We start from the raw sequence: 14,365 nt of genomic DNA, 5'->3' as shown, positions 1-14,365 counted from the left end.
TGCCCGGGCAATTGTCCGGGCCCCGACCTTACGCAACACCCGCCCCGGTGCTGAGCGCGCCTGACGGTCTGGCAAGACCGTGGACGCGACCCAGAACGGGGCGGGCTTCGTTGGACAGACCGGCGTAGCGCCGGTGATCTCAAGGAGACCCCAATGGCCGGTGCATCCGCCGTGCTGGAGGACGACAGCACACTCAGCCGCCTTGACCGGATGCTGAGCAAACTCGAGCGCGTGATGGCGCTGATTGCCGGGCTGACCGTATTTGGACTGATGGTCCTTGCGGTGGTTTCGGTGACGGGACGGAATTTCTTCAATGAACCGCTGCGCGGCTATGTCGACTGGATCGAACAGGCCATGCCGCTGATTGCCTTCCTTGGCGTCAGCTATGTGCAGAGGCTGGGCGGACATATCCGCATGGATATCGTGGTGGGCGCGCTGCGTGGCCGCACGCTGTGGTTTTTCGAATTTCTGACAACGGTTCTGGTCTTGGGGCTGATGATCCTGCTGGTCTGGGGCACCTACAGCCATTTCGACCGCAGCTTTGACATGACCAAGCCGAACTGGTCGCGCGACAGCACGATCGACATCGGCTTGCCGCTGTGGCCTGCCAAACTGCTTGCGCCGATTGCATTCAGCGTTCTGTGCCTGCGCCTGACGCTTCAGGCCTGGGGCTTTGGCCGGGCCTTCGTCAAGGGCCTGCCGGAACCGGTAGCTGTGCCGCTGATCCAGAGCGTTGCAGAGCAGGCCGCCGCAGAGGCCAGCCAGATCGAAGGTAGGGACTGACGACATGACACCGATTGAAATCGGCCTTTGGGTCACCGGCTTCATGCTGGTCATGGTTGTCCTGGGGATGCGCGTGGCCTTTGCGGCGGCGCTGACCGGGATGATCGGCCTGATCTGGATTTTCTGGTCGAAGAAAGGCTATGACCCCGAAGATTTCGGCTGGGCGCTCACCGTGGCGGTCAAGACCGCCGGGCAGGTGCCCCATGGCAAGGTTGCCAGTCAGGCACTGTCGCTGATCCCGACGTTCATCCTGATCGGATACCTGGCCTATTACGCCGGACTGACACGCGCCTTGTTCGAGGCGGCGAAACGCTGGATCGCCTGGGTGCCGGGCGGGTTGGCGGTATCGACGGTCTTTGCCACCGCGGGCTTTGCCGCGGTGTCGGGGGCTTCGGTTGCGACGGCTGCTGTCTTTGCCCGCATCGCCATTCCAGAGATGACCAAGATCGGTTATGACAAGCGGTTCGCGGCGGGCGTCGTGGCGGCCGCAGGGACGCTGGCAAGCCTGATCCCGCCATCGGCAATCCTGGTGATCTATGCGATCATCGTGGAACAGGACGTGGGCAAGCTGCTGCTTGCCGGGTTCATTCCCGGCATGTTCTCGGCGATCATCTATACGCTGCTGATCATCGGCATGGCGTTGACGATCAAGGGCTTTGGCCCGCCGGTGCGTGGCTTTACCTGGAAAGAGCGGCTGGTCAGTTTGCCGCCGGCGCTGCCCATCGTTCTGGTGGTCGTGATCATCATCTTTTTCGTCTACAACCCGTTCGGCGGCGATGCCTGGGGCACCCCGACCGAAGGCGGTGCGGTGGGGGCGTTCATCGTCTTCCTGATGGCGCTGATACGGGGCATCAAGTGGGCGGAACTGAAAGAGGCGCTGATCGAAACGGCGAAACTGTCGGCAATGATCTTTTCGATCATCTGGGGCGTGCTGATCTATGTGCGCTTCCTTGGCTTTGCCAACCTGCCGGCGGCCTTCTCGGACTGGCTGACCAGCCTGCACTATTCGCCGATGACGATCCTGATCTGCATCCTGCTGGCCTATGCCGTACTGGGCATGTTCATGGACGCCATCGGAATGCTGCTGCTGACGCTGCCGGTGGTCTACCCTGCGGTCATGGCCCTGAACGGGGGCGAGTCCGTGACCGCTGCGGAAAGCGCGTTTGGCATGTCGGGCACCATGTGTGCGGTCTGGTTCGGGATCCTTGTGGTCAAGATGGCGGAATTCTGTCTGATCACGCCGCCCATCGGCCTGAATTGCTTCGTCGTTGCCGGCGTGCGCCCGGAACTTTCGGTGCAGGATGTGTTCCGTGGCGTGACCCCGTTTTTCATCGCCGATGCTGTGACCATCGCACTTCTGGTGGCGTTCCCGTCGATCGTGATCTGGTTGCCATCGCTGGCCTGACTTGACTGCGTGGGGCAGGGAACTACCCTTGCCCCATGCTGAAGTTCAAGCCCTTGCCGCGTGGGGAGACAACGCGCGGTACCCCCCGACATATCGGTGTCGAAATCGAGTTCAGCGGCCTGTCCGAGGCGGCCGCAGCCGACGTGCTGCAAGACACGCTGGGCGGCGTAGTCAGCAAGGTGGCGCACGCGGATTACCTGCACCGTTGCGACGCGTTGGGCGAAACGCAGGTGTATCTCGATATACGGTTCCGCGAAAACGCGCAGCGCCTGCTGGGGGACGCCGCGATGGATATGGCACGGTTGGTGGTACCGGTCGAAATCGTGACAGAGCCGCTGACGCAGGACAAGTTGCCGGTGCTTGACCGTGTTGTCGGTACGCTGGCCGCGGCAGGGGCGCGCGGAACCGAGGAAGGCTGGCTTCTGGGGTTCGGCGTACACTTCAATCCAGAGGTGTGGGGCCAGACGCTGGACGATTTGCTGCCTGTCATCACCGCCTATGCATTATGCGAAGACATGATCCGCGCACAGGCCGATCTGGACCTGTCGCGCCGCCTGTTGCCTTTTGTCGATCCGTGGCCGCGCGGTTTTGTCGATGCGCTGGTAAGCGACCCGCCACGGGATGTCGCGGCTTTGATCGACCTTTACCTGGGATACACACGGTCGCGGAACCATGGGCTGGATCTGATGTGCCTGTTTGCCCATATCGATCATGACCGGGTGGCGGCGCAAGTGGGGATGGACTCGATCTCGGCCCGGCCCACATGGCATTACCGCTTGCCCGATTGCCGGATCGGAGAGCCGGACTGGTCGCTTGCGGTTCCGTGGAACAGATGGGTCGCGGTTGAAGGCCTGGCGGATGATCCGCACCGGTTGCAAGCGCTTGCGATGGCGTGGCAAACCCATCGGGCCGGGATCAGCGGCGGTCGCGCTGCCTGGGCGGTGCGCTGCCAGGAGGTGCTGGACGCATGACCCGCCCGGTGATTGGAGTCACCGTTTCGCGCCGGTCCGGCTGGCGCGTCTTTCCGTTGATCGCGCTGTCGATCCGCCTTGGCGGGGGACGCGCGCTTCGCTGGAAGCGCGCCCGCGATGTGGCGCTGAACCGGGTGGACGGTGTGGTGATCGGAGGCGGCGACGACATTGCCCCCACGCTTTACGGCGGTGAACTGGCGATGAGCGCGCGGATCGACCCTGCGCGCGACGCCATGGAGCGCGCGGTGCTGCGGGGGGCGTTCAGGCGTGGTCTGCCGGTGCTGGGGATTTGCCGCGGGGCGCAAATGCTAAACGTGGTGCTGGGGGGAACGCTGGATCAGGACGCCTACGGCAGCTTCGGCATCGCCCGGCGCGACACGGTCTTGCCACTCAAGACGGTGCAGGTGGTGCCCGGTACGCTGTTGTGGCAGATCACTGAACATGACGAACTGCGCGTGAATGCGTTGCATTCACAGGCCGTCGACACCCTGGGACGCGGTCTGCGCGTTTCGGCCCGCGACCGGTCCGGGATGATCCAGGCGGTGGAACGTGACCGCGATCCCTTTGCTCTGGGGGTGCAGTGGCACCCGGAACATCTGTTTTACCGGTCCGACCACCGCAAGCTGTTCCGCGCGCTTGTCAGGGCGGCCGGCGTGCAGGCCAGTCGCCGCCGTCAGATCGCTGCGGCAACGCCGCGGCGCCGGGGCGCTTGACGCGGGCGCGCGCTCTGTCACTCTGTGCCGTAAAGACGGGCAAGGAGCAGGCGGTATGGCGGATCTGGAACGGCGCATCGCGCAGGGCAGGGGCGATGAACCGGCGGACAAGGTCCTGCGCGGTGGACGCATCTTCGACCTGATCACTGGAGAGATGCTGGACGGTGACGTGGCGATCTGCGGCGATACCATTGTCGGCATCTGTGCCGACTATACCGGCAAAGAGGTGATCGACGTCACCGGCCTGATCCTTGTGCCGGGATTCATCGACACCCACCTGCACATCGAATCCAGCTGCATCACGCCTTATGAATTCGACCGCTGTGTCGCCCCGCGGGGTGTGACCACCACGATCTGCGACCCGCATGAAATCGCAAACGTGATCGGTGCAGAGGGCATTCGCTATTTCCAGCAGGCCAGCCGCCACACGCTGATGGACATCCGGGTGCAGCTGTCGTCCTGCGTGCCGTCTACCCATATGGAAACCGCAGGTGCCGAATTGCTGGTTGCGGATTTGGCAGAGCTGATGGGGCATCCGTCCGGCATCGGGATGGCGGAGTTCATGAACTATCCCGGAGTGATCTTTCGCGACCCTCAGGCGATGGACAAGCTGCGGCTGTTTCAGGGCGGCCATATCGACGGCCATTGCCCGCTGCTGTCCGGCAAGGACCTGAATGCCTATGTCGCGGCGGGCATTCGGACCGAACACGAGGCGACCACAGCGGAAGAGGCATTGGAAAAGCTGCGCAAGGGGATGCGCGTGCTGATCCGCGAAGGATCGGTGTCAAAAGACCTGCACGCGCTGCAGCCGCTGCTGACCGAACGCACCGCGCCTTACATGTGCCTGTGCACCGATGACCGCAATCCGCTGGACATCGCCGAATTCGGTCATCTGGACTACATGATCCGCGAACTGATCGCCCAGGGCACGCCGCCACTGGCTGCCTATCGCGCCGCCACCCTGTCCGGTGCCGAGGCGTTCGGTCTGAAGGATCGCGGCATCATCGCCCCCGGCAAGCGCGCCGATATCGTTGCTATCGACAGCCTGGAAGGCTGCCATGCGCAGCTGGTCCTTTGTGGCGGGGTGGTTGCCAATGACGCGGCCTTTGCCGCCCGCGAGTGGATCGAACCGGTGGGCCGTGGCTCGGTCAAGGCGCTGAAGGTGACCGCGCAGGATTTCCGCCACTCCGGCAACAAGACCGAAACGGATGTGATCGGCATCATCGAAGGCAAGATCATCACGCGTCACCTGTTCGAAGAGATCGCCATCGAAGACGGCGACAAGCGCCCCGATCCCGCCCGCGATCTTGTGCGCATTGCCGTGGTCGAACGTCATGGCAGGAACGGCAACATCGCCACCGGCTTCGTGCGCGGGTTCGGGATGACGTCGGGGGCCATTGCCTCGACCGTTTGCCACGATCATCACAACATTGCCTGTGTCGGCGTCGACTACGCCGACATGGCGCTGGCTGCAAACCGGCTGTCGGACCTGGAAGGCGGGTTCGTGGTGACGCAGGGCGGCAAGGTTCTGGCCGAACTGGCGTTGCCGGTGGCCGGGCTGATGAGCCTTGCCAGTTTCGAAGAGGTCCGTGACCACCTGGTTTCGTTGCGCGATGCGGCGAAATCTCTGGACGTGGTGCTGCACGAACCCTTCCTGCAACTGGCCTTCCTGGCCCTTCCGGTGATCCCCGCGCTCAAGATCACCGACCGCGGTATGGTCGATGTGACCAAGTTCGAGATCATCGCCTGATTTCACAGGTTTTGCCCCTTGCATCTGGTTGTGGGTTTCCGATAAACCCGCCGGCGGAGAGGTGGCCGAGTGGTCGAAGGCGCACGCCTGGAAAGTGTGTAGGCGGGAAACCGTCTCGAGGGTTCGAATCCCTTCCTCTCCGCCACTTGCCCTCGCGAAAGCGTTCTCCCGATCCGGCTGCGGCCGGATTTTTCCGTTGTTTTCGAGGGTTATGCGGGTGGGGCTGAACACTGGCACCTGCGCCAAGAGGCACGGAAGCGGTCTCTCAGGGCCGATATTCTCCGGACCTCTCGACTTCGCGGACTTGGTGTAGAGCCTGCAAGCTCCTGAAATTCAGAGATAAATTCAAAACCCAACCTAAACACTTCGATGCCGGTGGCGCATCGAGACGGAACCGGGATCGAACATCTCTGTCGCGCTCCGGCCGAAACGCCAGCTCTATTCTGCTGGCTCGGCGACGGCCGCGTGCTTCGTGATGATGTCCTGCACCTCGCCCGGCTTGAACGCGACATCCCAAGCCCAGCGCCCGAAACCGCCGGCTGCGTTGATCGCTTTCACCCATTCGTTCAGCGCGTCCCGCTTCGCCTTATTCTGAGGGCTGTCGGTGCCCTTGATCTCGAGCGCGAGGATCGTGCCGCCAGCAAGGCGGACAAGGAAGTCCGGGACGTATCGCCGCCGCGAGCCCGCCCACATGTAGTAGATCTGGAAACCGAGGTGATCGTTCTTGGCGAATGCAAGAACGTCATCGCGCTTCTCGAATACGTTGGCTGCGTGGCCTTCCCACGCAGAGTCTCCCACCAGATGACTAATGTGCGACTTGCTCGTCGGGAAGCACGGCTTGGTCGTGTACCAGGTGCGCATCAACCCGGTTGCACCTATCGGGTTTTCCTCGTCGAACACCGGCGTCAGGCGTTCCGTGTTCTGCTCGGTCACGTTGCTCAGCACATTCTGGACCACGAGATCGATGTTAAGCGCGATCAGGATCCGCCGCCGAAGAGGATCGGAGTGAAACAGCGACGGAATGTCGAGGCGGTCGGAGTTGAGGAATGCCTCGACGATTCTGACCAGCTGCGCCGCCAGATACTCGTTGGTGCCAGTGAACCCATGGCTTAGCTCGGCAAATGCCTTCCGGCCAGCCTGGAATACGAGGCGCTGCAGACGGAAGCCGTCCGGTAGCTTCTCGAGGTCGATCGCTGTGACCTTGCCCATGTCCGTCGCGCCGCCGAGCGCCGGGGCGAGTTCGGCGCTGATCGGTGTGCTTGCAGGATCGAGCACGAGCGGCTGGACCTTGCTCCAGTCGATGTCGAGTTCGGGTTTGACGACCGTCTCCACGCGCAGCACGTTCGGCCAGCGAAGTTCCAGATGTGCACGGTCGGGCACCACTTCGATCTGAGTGGTGGGCTTCGGGGGTGGCGGCGCCTCACCGCCTTCGCCAGTCTCCGAGATCGAGAGCGGCACGCCGAAGACGTTGACGTATTCGGGCAGGAACAGGCCGCTCTCGTCAGTGTCATAGGACACCCGCCGCAAACCGCGACCAACGACTTGTTCACAGAGAAGTTGGGAAGTGAAGGCGCGTAGCCCCATGATATGGGTAACGTTCTTTGCGTCCCATCCCTCAGATAGCATTGCGACCGAAATCACTTTTTGGAGGTCTTGGCCTGCCTGGCCGCGCTTGCCGACATTGTCGATGATTTCGCGCAGCAGTTCTTCCTTCTTCAACTCACCGAGCTGGCTTTTCCTGGTCTCCGGGATGCTGGATGCTTCGACGATCTCTTGTAGGCGCTGATCATATGCTTTGTCCGACGTCGCGGCCTCACCAATTTCCGCCTTGTCCAGCACCTTCGAATCCACGCGTAGGGTCTTTTTCGGGGCCTGGAGCTCCGGCCAATGGGCATCACCTTGGTTGAAATAGTTCTCGATCCTGGCGGCTGTCTCTGTTCGGTTGCAGACCGTCAACATGACCGGCGGAGAGTGATGACCAGCTTCGGCCCAGTCCTTCGCCGCCTCACGCCAATCTGCCCCAAGCAAGGTATAAGCGTCCTGCACTAACTTTGGGAGCGCTTCGTGCGGTTCAGCTTTGGCACGGTTTAGATCCTCGGAGACGGACGGATCCCGGTAGATGTGGTAGAGCTTCGAGCGGAGTGTCTTGGCGTCCGGGACGGCGTCGTCGCGCACCACGACACGCGGCGTTTTCACCAGACCGGCCTCAATCGCATCGTTCAGCCCAAAATCTGATATAATCCAGTCGAACAGCGCCGTATCGGTGCTCTTCTTCCCGGTTGGGGCAAAGGGCGTCGCGGACAGATCAAAACAGCGCTGGATGCGCCGCGTTTTGTGGATGCGGTCGAGCCCCTCGATCCAGCGTGTGGCCTCGTCCAGGTCAATGCCCTGTTCGGCGGCCGCCTTCTTGCTGATCTTCACCTCGGGCGGCTTGCGATAGGCGTGGTGCGCCTCGTCGTTGATGACGATGATGTCCTTGTGGGCCGCCAGCTTGCCCAGAACGCGCCGGGTGAAAGCCTCGTCCGATTCCTTGCCCTTCTGAACGACCGAGCGCTGCACCTCTTTCAACGGCATCAGAGTGTGCCAGTTTTCGATCAGCACTTCGGCTTGGTTCAGCTTCTGGCGCATCGACTCCGATGGACACAGATTGAACTCATCGTAGTAACTGCCCTCAGACGGCATCAGCACCTGCAACCGGCCTTTCACGGTCAAGCCCGGCGCAACGATGAACACCGCGCGGCTGAAGTCCTTGTTCCGCTTCGGATAGGTCAGCGCGTTTAAAACTTGCCAGGTGATGATCATTGCCATCACTGTCGTTTTGCCCGCACCGGTGGCCATCTTGTTGCAAAGCCGCTCCCAAGCACCGCCATCGCCGGGCACATGGATGCCTTGCTTGTAGGCCTCCGCGCCCTCGACCCACCAGATCAGTGTCTCAATCGCTTCCAACTGGCAGAAATAGAACGGGTGCTGGCGCGCATCCTCGTCGTGCCAATGCTCCAACAGCTTGCGTGTCACGATGGTCACGCCCGGATAGCCATCCTCTCGCCACTGATCAACGCGGTCGCGGATCGTGTTGACCATGGCCAGCACTTCTGTCCGCTTGGTGTTGTTGCGCGCATCAAAGACCTCGTAGCTCGCAGGCCGCCGCTCCGGCTTGATCTCCAGCTTGCCGCCTTTGCCCTCGACCCAATGCTGCTCAGGCCGCTCCCACGGGCGGTTGATGATCAGGGACATGGCTTATCCCTCCAGCGCGACGATCTTGAGGGACTCGATCCCCCGATCATCCACAATCTTCACCGCGATCCGCTTGTTGTCCCCCGCCTCGAACGGCAGCGACACCGTGCCGTGGAACTGCTCCAGCAGGTCCTCGTCCAACTCTGCCCGGATCGTCTTTTTCAAGCGGTTCCAGCCGCCCTTGGCATCGGCCATGGGGAAGAACACCTGATGGGGCATAAGCGAGCGTTGATCGTAATCGTGATCCAGCGACCACATGGCGATCTGCTTCTTGCCGCCGCCCTCGATCTCGCCGGTCTTGGGGTTGAAGTAGTCAAAGCCATGCACCTCGACCTCCCACATACCGTCATCGCGCTTTCGCACATCGACCTCGGGCTGGCCCATCAGCCAGAAGCTTTCGTTGCTCGCCCGCTCCCTCTTCAGATCCTCGGTCAGCAGGTCCGTGTTCATCTGCACCTTGAGGAAGGTCATGCCCGGCACATTCATCTCATCGATGTCCTTGGCCGCCTCCGGATCAAAGGTGAAGGCGCAGAACAGCAGGAACTTGGGCTTGGGCATCAGCGTATAGGCTTCGTTCATCGCCTCTTCGACCTGGCGCTGCTCCAACGCGGCGTGTTCGGGGCCGAAACTGACCACGACACGCTCGCCCGTGTCAGCGACCGAGCCGCTGGCATGCAGGAAGCGGGTAGCAGGGATCACCTCGAACTCGGCAAAGCGCATCATGTTGCCGCCCTTGCCGCGCACGCCGGTTTTCAGCAGCTCATCGCGCCAGAGCGATTGGCGCGAGGTTTCGCCAGAGCGGGCGACGGTGCTGTCGGCCTCTTCCGCAGGCAGGCTTTCGTCGAGCGACAGCACGGTGGGCGCGGGCACGGCCTCGACGCTGAACGGGCCGGTGATACGCAGCTTGTTCTTGTCGATACGGGGCTTGTCGTAGAGCGTTTCCTGATCGGCGTGATCGGCGATGGACTGATCCATGCGGCGCTGCATGGCCTGGCGGGCTGTGTGGAACACCTCGAAGGGGGCCTTGGCCGCTTCGGGCCAATCGGTGGGCAGGTCAAAGGGCACCTCCCATTCCTCCAGCACGTCGCCATCGCGGAAGGAGACCTGTTTGCCCTTGCGATAGCCTTGGGTGGGCTTGATCGACAGCGGGGGCGCGGATGTGAGCGCGGCGTTCAGATCGTCCAGCGCCGCTGCTACTCCCGGGTGATCCTCGTCATAGATCGTGTCGATGTCGGGATTGTTGGCGATGGATTTCAGCGTGATATGCGGCACGGTTTCGTAATCGAACCCGCCCTTCAGCCCCTCATGGGGATAGCGCAGAGCGTAATAGTCGAAACTGGCGGTCATCAGCCGCTGTTTGGCCAGCGTGATCGCCACGCGCGAGGTGTCACAGGTGATCCAGCGCCGCCCCCATTTCTCGGCGACGAAGGCGGTGGTTCCGGAGCCACAGGTAGGATCGAGCACCAGATCGCCGGGATCGGTGCACATCAAAAGGCAGCGTTCGAGTATCTTCGTTGTTGTTTGAACTACATAGTCGCGGGTATCGCCGTAGCCGCCGGTGCCAGTGTCAGTCCACACGTTCAAAAGCGGGACGACAGGGAAATCAGCCAAGAATCTAACATAACTGAGTGTCGTTCCCGAACCCGCGTGCAAGCGTTGAACGCGCTCTAGTCTTCTGATCGATTCCGGACTGGTTGACCAATACCGAGCGCCAGGTAAGAACTCCCGACCCTGAAAAGGGATAGGTTCTTTACCACGGCTGTATTCATGGCTTGAAGTCAAGTTGTCCGGGCGGCAGAGGTCAGAAATGCCGTATTCGTTTTGATCCCTTATTCGAGTGAAAGTGCCGTCGTCGTTTCTGATCCAACGGTATTGCTCAGACCCCGGATCGCCAACGTTTTTGGAAAGATGAACAGGGCGATACTTAAGCTTTTTCCTATCCTTACAAAACCAAAGAATGTGATCTGCAACACTTGGTATCGCCAAGTCTGTTTGCACCGACGTCTTCTTCACGGTGATCGATGAGACAAAGTTATCTGGAGAAAAAACTTCATCGAGTATTTCGCGAACCCGATGCACATTTTCATCGCCAATCTGCACAAACACCGACCCGCTCTCGGTCAGCAATTCCCGTGCCAGCATCAGCCGGTCGCGCAGATAGGTGAGGTAGGAATGGATGCCCAACTCCCAGGTGTCCCGGAACGCCTTGATCATCTCGGGCTCTTGCGTCAGGTCAGCGTCCGAGCGGTCCTTCACGTCGCGCTTGTTGGTGAAGGGCTGAAAGTTCGACCCGTATTTGATGCCATAGGGCGGGTCGATATAGATCATCTGAACCTTGCCGCTCATGCTCTCTTTGGTCAGGAGCGAGTTCATCACCAGCAGGCTGTCGCCTGCCACCAGCCGGTTCGACCAGCCCTTTTCGTGGTGATAGAAATCCAGCGCCTGGCGCAGCGGCAGGTTCTCGAACGGGGCGGCGAACAGGTCCGGCTGCCGCCACTGCGTCGCCGCATCCTGCCCCTTCAGCCGCTTGGCCGCATTGGCAAGGATTGTCGCCGGGTCCACCCGCTCATGGACATGGAGCGAGACGGTATCGACCTCAAAGCTCGTCTTCTCCGCCTTGCCGGTCCAGTTCAGGTAGGGGGCCTGCAGGCGTTTGAGTTCGCTCAGCGCATCCTTCATCCGCTCCGGATCATCACTGGCCAGCGCATCATCGATCAGCGTCTCAATCGCCCCGCGCGCGCTGTCAAAGTTCAGCGCCGGGTCCAGATGCGGATCATAGGCCCAGGTGGATTTCTCCCCATCCGGGTCGGTGTCCGCATGCACCATCCCCACTTCGGGGTTGTTCACCCGCGTCTCGCCATGACGATACGACAGCACCTCGGTCGGCTCAGCCGACTTGCGGCCCGAGCTTCTGGCCGTCTTCTTGCGCGTGCCGGTGGCGGCTTTGGGTTCCTTCGCCACAGGAGCCGTCAGTTCCAGATCGACCACATCCGCCCGATAGATCGACCCGCCACGCCCCTTGCCACGGCCCAACGTGCCATCGTCAATCAGCGCATCCCGCGCGGCCTCATAGGCCTCGTCCGTCAGCGTCGGGATATGGTCCCGCAGCCGCGCCAACATCGCGCCATTGCCGATGGAGGAGCCATCTTCGGGTGCCAGGGAAAGGATAAGATCGGAAATATCGGACATTGCGGCTCGGAAACTCACGAAAAGGTCTTGTTTTCGCAAACCTATCGCGCTGGCTTTCCTTTTGCACGCGGGAATCAGATCTCATCATGCCAGAGTCTGTGCTGTTCCTTCCAATCCACTGGAAACGGGTCCATCAAGTTGGCCAGCGTCATTTTCGGGGGCTGGCATCCGTCCATTGCAGCATCGACAAGTTCCGGAGACAGGAGCGACAACCGCATCAGACGTGCCATATAGGTGAAGGCGATGTTCTCCTTCTCAGCCAATTCGGAGATTGACGCGAACTCGCCCGACTCAAGCATACGCTTCCACCGGAACGCACGAGCGAGTGCCTTGACCAGCGTGCTGTCGGTACGGCGCGTCTGGCTCGCACCTTCTGGTAGCTGCATCTCCTTGCGGCCGCCGCGCTTCACGACGCGGAATGGCACTTGCAGCGTCACGGTGTCCGGGATCGGCGTCCTGCTGGTCATGCCGCCGCCTCGATGCTGCCTGCAAGCACCTCACGCGCAAGGCCGCTCAGGCCGTCGATGCGCAGCCGCACATTCAGCCCGCCCGTGCCAATGTCTACGCGCTCTACCAAAAGCCCCAAGATGCGCGCCTGCTCAGCGGGGAAGAGTTCGTCCCAAAGCGGATCGAGTTGCTGCAGGGCCGAGCGGGCAGCGGCTTCGGTGACGTCATCGGCGTGGGTGCGCGCGGCCTTCCATGTCCCGGCCACGATCTCGGGCTGGCGGAAAACGGCGCGAAGCTGATCGACTACAGCGCTTTCGATTTCGCCCGCAGGCACGCGGCCCACCGGACAGGTTCCTGCCCCGTGCTTTAAAACTGTCTGGCTGACATAGTAGCGGTAGAGCTTGCCGCCCTTCCGCGTGTGGGTTGGCGAAAAAGCCGCGCCGTCAGGGCCGTAGAGCAAGCCTTTCAGCGGAGCCGGGGTTTTGGCGCGGGTCCGGGCGGCGCGTTTGCGTGGGCTCTCCTGCAGGATGGCATGGACGCGGTCCCACCTATCTCGGTCGACGATGGCGTCGTGCTCGCCGGGATAGCTATCGCCCTTGTGCACCGCCTCTCCGATATAGGCACGGTTGTTGAGCATGCGGTAGATGAACTTCTTGTCCATCGGGTTGCCTTTTGGGGTCAGGAGGCCTTTGGCAGCGGTTTCACGGGCCAGCTCCGTGCCGGAGCCAATTTTGATGAACCGCTCGAATGCCCAGCGGACATGGGCCGCGCGTTCATCGTCCACCACCAGCTTCCGGTTCTCAACCCGGTAGCCGTAGGGTGGGACGCCGCCCATCCACATGCCCTTCCTCCGGCTGGCGGCGACCTTGTCGCGGATGCGTTCGGCGGTCACCTCGCGCTCGAACTGGGCGAAACTGAGCAGGATGTTCAGTGTCAGCCGCCCCATGGAGGTCGTCGTGTTGAACGACTGCGTCACCGAAACGAAGGTCACGTCATTGCGGTCGAAGACGTCGACCAGTTTGGCGAAGTCGGCCAGCGAGCGGCTCAGGCGATCGATCTTGTAGACCACGACCACGTCGACGAGCCCGTCCTCGATGTCGGTCATCAACTGCTGCAGCCCGGGGCGTTCGAGCGTGCCGCCGGAAACACCACCGTCGTCATATTGATCGCGCACGAGTACCCAACCCTCAGACCGCTGGCTGGCGATGTACGCTTCGCAGGCCTCGCGTTGCGCATGAAGGCTGTTGAACTCCTGCTCGAGCCCTTCTTCGGAGGATTTGCGCGTGTAGATCGCGCAGCGTAGTTTTCGGATGATTGGCTTGGTCATGCGCGCCTCCGGTGGTTCTTGAGCCCGAAGAACACCCAGCCGTTCCAGCGCGTGCCGGTGATGGCGCGGGCAATGGCCGACAGCGATTTGTAGGGGCGGCCTTGCCAGTCGAAGCCGTCGGCAGTGACGGTGACAACGTGCTCAACGCCCTGCCATTCACGGATCAGCCGCGTGCCGACGATGGGCATCATGTCAGCGCGGACGCGGCTTTTCTTTCGATCGCCGCCGTCGAGCTGTTCTCCAAGAGCTTCCAGCCTTTTCACAGTCTCTGGCTTCAGGCCGCCATAGGCCAGTTCCTGGATGCGGTATGCGAGGCGGCTCTCGAGGTAGCGGCGATTGAACGGCGGCGGTTCACTGTCGAACAGGTCGCGCCACTGAGCCTTCAGGTCAGGCGTCGATGTGGTCTTGAGCGCGGCCAGACGCGCGGGGATCGGATCATGGGTCGTCATGCATCTCTCCGTTGAGTTGGAGTTGCATGACGCCATTCGTTGGCGGGATAGTGTAGTCCACTTTCTACAGTATCGTCAGATACTTCCGCTCGATCAC

General features: G+C 61.7%; 10 protein-coding genes and 1 tRNA gene. 6 read left to right on the top strand and 5 right to left on the bottom strand.

From position 1 onward, the window contains the following. Positions 1-153: 153 nt before the first annotated feature. The 6 genes from VK792_RS13930 (at position 154) to VK792_RS13905 (ending at position 5,767) form a co-directional block, all read left to right on the top strand. Positions 154-783 carry a TRAP transporter small permease subunit gene (locus tag VK792_RS13930; protein ID WP_326298156.1) on the top strand — a complete coding sequence of 210 codons (630 nt, stop codon included), beginning with the start codon at positions 154-156 and terminating at the stop codon, positions 781-783. A gap of 4 nt (positions 784-787) precedes the next feature. Beyond that, positions 788-2,188: a TRAP transporter large permease gene (locus tag VK792_RS13925; protein ID WP_326298155.1), complete on the top strand. Its 1,401-nt coding sequence runs from the start codon at positions 788-790 to the stop codon at positions 2,186-2,188. 35 nt (positions 2,189-2,223) lie between these two features. Continuing rightward, positions 2,224-3,159, top strand: a complete 936-nt coding sequence (locus tag VK792_RS13920) for an amidoligase family protein (protein WP_326298154.1) — start codon at positions 2,224-2,226, stop codon at positions 3,157-3,159. Beyond that, positions 3,156-3,872, top strand: a complete 717-nt coding sequence (locus tag VK792_RS13915) for a gamma-glutamyl-gamma-aminobutyrate hydrolase family protein (protein ID WP_326298153.1) — start codon at positions 3,156-3,158, stop codon at positions 3,870-3,872. The genes VK792_RS13920 and VK792_RS13915 overlap by 4 nt, the downstream gene beginning before the upstream one ends. Before the next feature lie 55 nt (positions 3,873-3,927). Beyond that, entirely contained in the window at positions 3,928-5,622 is a 1,695-nt protein-coding gene (ade, locus tag VK792_RS13910) for an adenine deaminase (RefSeq protein WP_326298151.1), read from the top strand. Positions 5,623-5,677: 55 nt separating this feature from the next. Beyond that, positions 5,678-5,767, top strand: a tRNA-Ser gene (locus tag VK792_RS13905). 293 nt (positions 5,768-6,060) lie between these two features. Here VK792_RS13905 and VK792_RS13900 read toward each other — a convergent pair. From VK792_RS13900 to VK792_RS13880, 5 genes are all read right to left on the bottom strand, one after another. Continuing rightward, positions 6,061-8,856 (bottom strand): BPTD_3080 family restriction endonuclease, encoded by a 2,796-nt coding sequence (locus VK792_RS13900; protein WP_326298150.1) that lies wholly within the window; start codon positions 8,854-8,856, stop codon positions 6,061-6,063. A 3-nt stretch (positions 8,857-8,859) separates the two neighbouring features. Then, positions 8,860-12,045, bottom strand: coding sequence for a site-specific DNA-methyltransferase (locus tag VK792_RS13895; RefSeq protein WP_326298149.1), 3,186 nt, complete (start codon positions 12,043-12,045; stop codon positions 8,860-8,862). A gap of 74 nt (positions 12,046-12,119) precedes the next feature. Then, entirely contained in the window at positions 12,120-12,512 is a 393-nt protein-coding gene (locus VK792_RS13890) for a hypothetical protein (protein ID WP_326298148.1), read from the bottom strand. After that, positions 12,509-13,819, bottom strand: a complete 1,311-nt coding sequence (locus VK792_RS13885; RefSeq protein WP_326298147.1) for a recombinase family protein — start codon at positions 13,817-13,819, stop codon at positions 12,509-12,511. Before VK792_RS13885 ends, VK792_RS13890 begins: the two co-directional genes overlap by 4 nt. Continuing rightward, entirely contained in the window at positions 13,816-14,268 is a 453-nt protein-coding gene (locus tag VK792_RS13880; RefSeq protein ID WP_326298146.1) for a DUF2924 domain-containing protein, read from the bottom strand. Before VK792_RS13880 ends, VK792_RS13885 begins: the two co-directional genes overlap by 4 nt. Positions 14,269-14,365: the final 97 nt, after the last annotated feature.

Origin of the sequence: Mesobacterium hydrothermale (genome assembly GCF_035818635.1) — a bacterium.
Taxonomy (GTDB): Bacteria; Pseudomonadota; Alphaproteobacteria; order Rhodobacterales; family Rhodobacteraceae; genus Mesobacterium_A; species Mesobacterium_A hydrothermale.
This window is presented reverse-complemented; position numbering and strand designations above follow the sequence as displayed.

Bases quoted from the DNA above. Each gene is read 5' to 3' on its own strand.
- VK792_RS13930 (WP_326298156.1), top strand. From the start codon at position 154: ATGGCCGGTGCATCCGCCGTGCTGGAGGACGACAGCACACTCAGCCGC.
- VK792_RS13925 (WP_326298155.1), top strand. From the start codon at position 788: ATGACACCGATTGAAATCGGCCTTTGGGTCACCGGCTTCATGCTGGTC.
- VK792_RS13920 (WP_326298154.1), top strand. From the start codon at position 2,224: ATGCTGAAGTTCAAGCCCTTGCCGCGTGGGGAGACAACGCGCGGTACC.
- VK792_RS13915 (WP_326298153.1), top strand. From the start codon at position 3,156: ATGACCCGCCCGGTGATTGGAGTCACCGTTTCGCGCCGGTCCGGCTGG.
- ade (WP_326298151.1), top strand. From the start codon at position 3,928: ATGGCGGATCTGGAACGGCGCATCGCGCAGGGCAGGGGCGATGAACCG.
- VK792_RS13900 (WP_326298150.1), bottom strand. From the start codon at position 8,856: ATGTCCCTGATCATCAACCGCCCGTGGGAGCGGCCTGAGCAGCATTGG.
- VK792_RS13895 (WP_326298149.1), bottom strand. From the start codon at position 12,045: ATGTCCGATATTTCCGATCTTATCCTTTCCCTGGCACCCGAAGATGGC.
- VK792_RS13890 (WP_326298148.1), bottom strand. From the start codon at position 12,512: ATGACCAGCAGGACGCCGATCCCGGACACCGTGACGCTGCAAGTGCCA.
- VK792_RS13885 (WP_326298147.1), bottom strand. From the start codon at position 13,819: ATGACCAAGCCAATCATCCGAAAACTACGCTGCGCGATCTACACGCGC.
- VK792_RS13880 (WP_326298146.1), bottom strand. From the start codon at position 14,268: ATGACGACCCATGATCCGATCCCCGCGCGTCTGGCCGCGCTCAAGACC.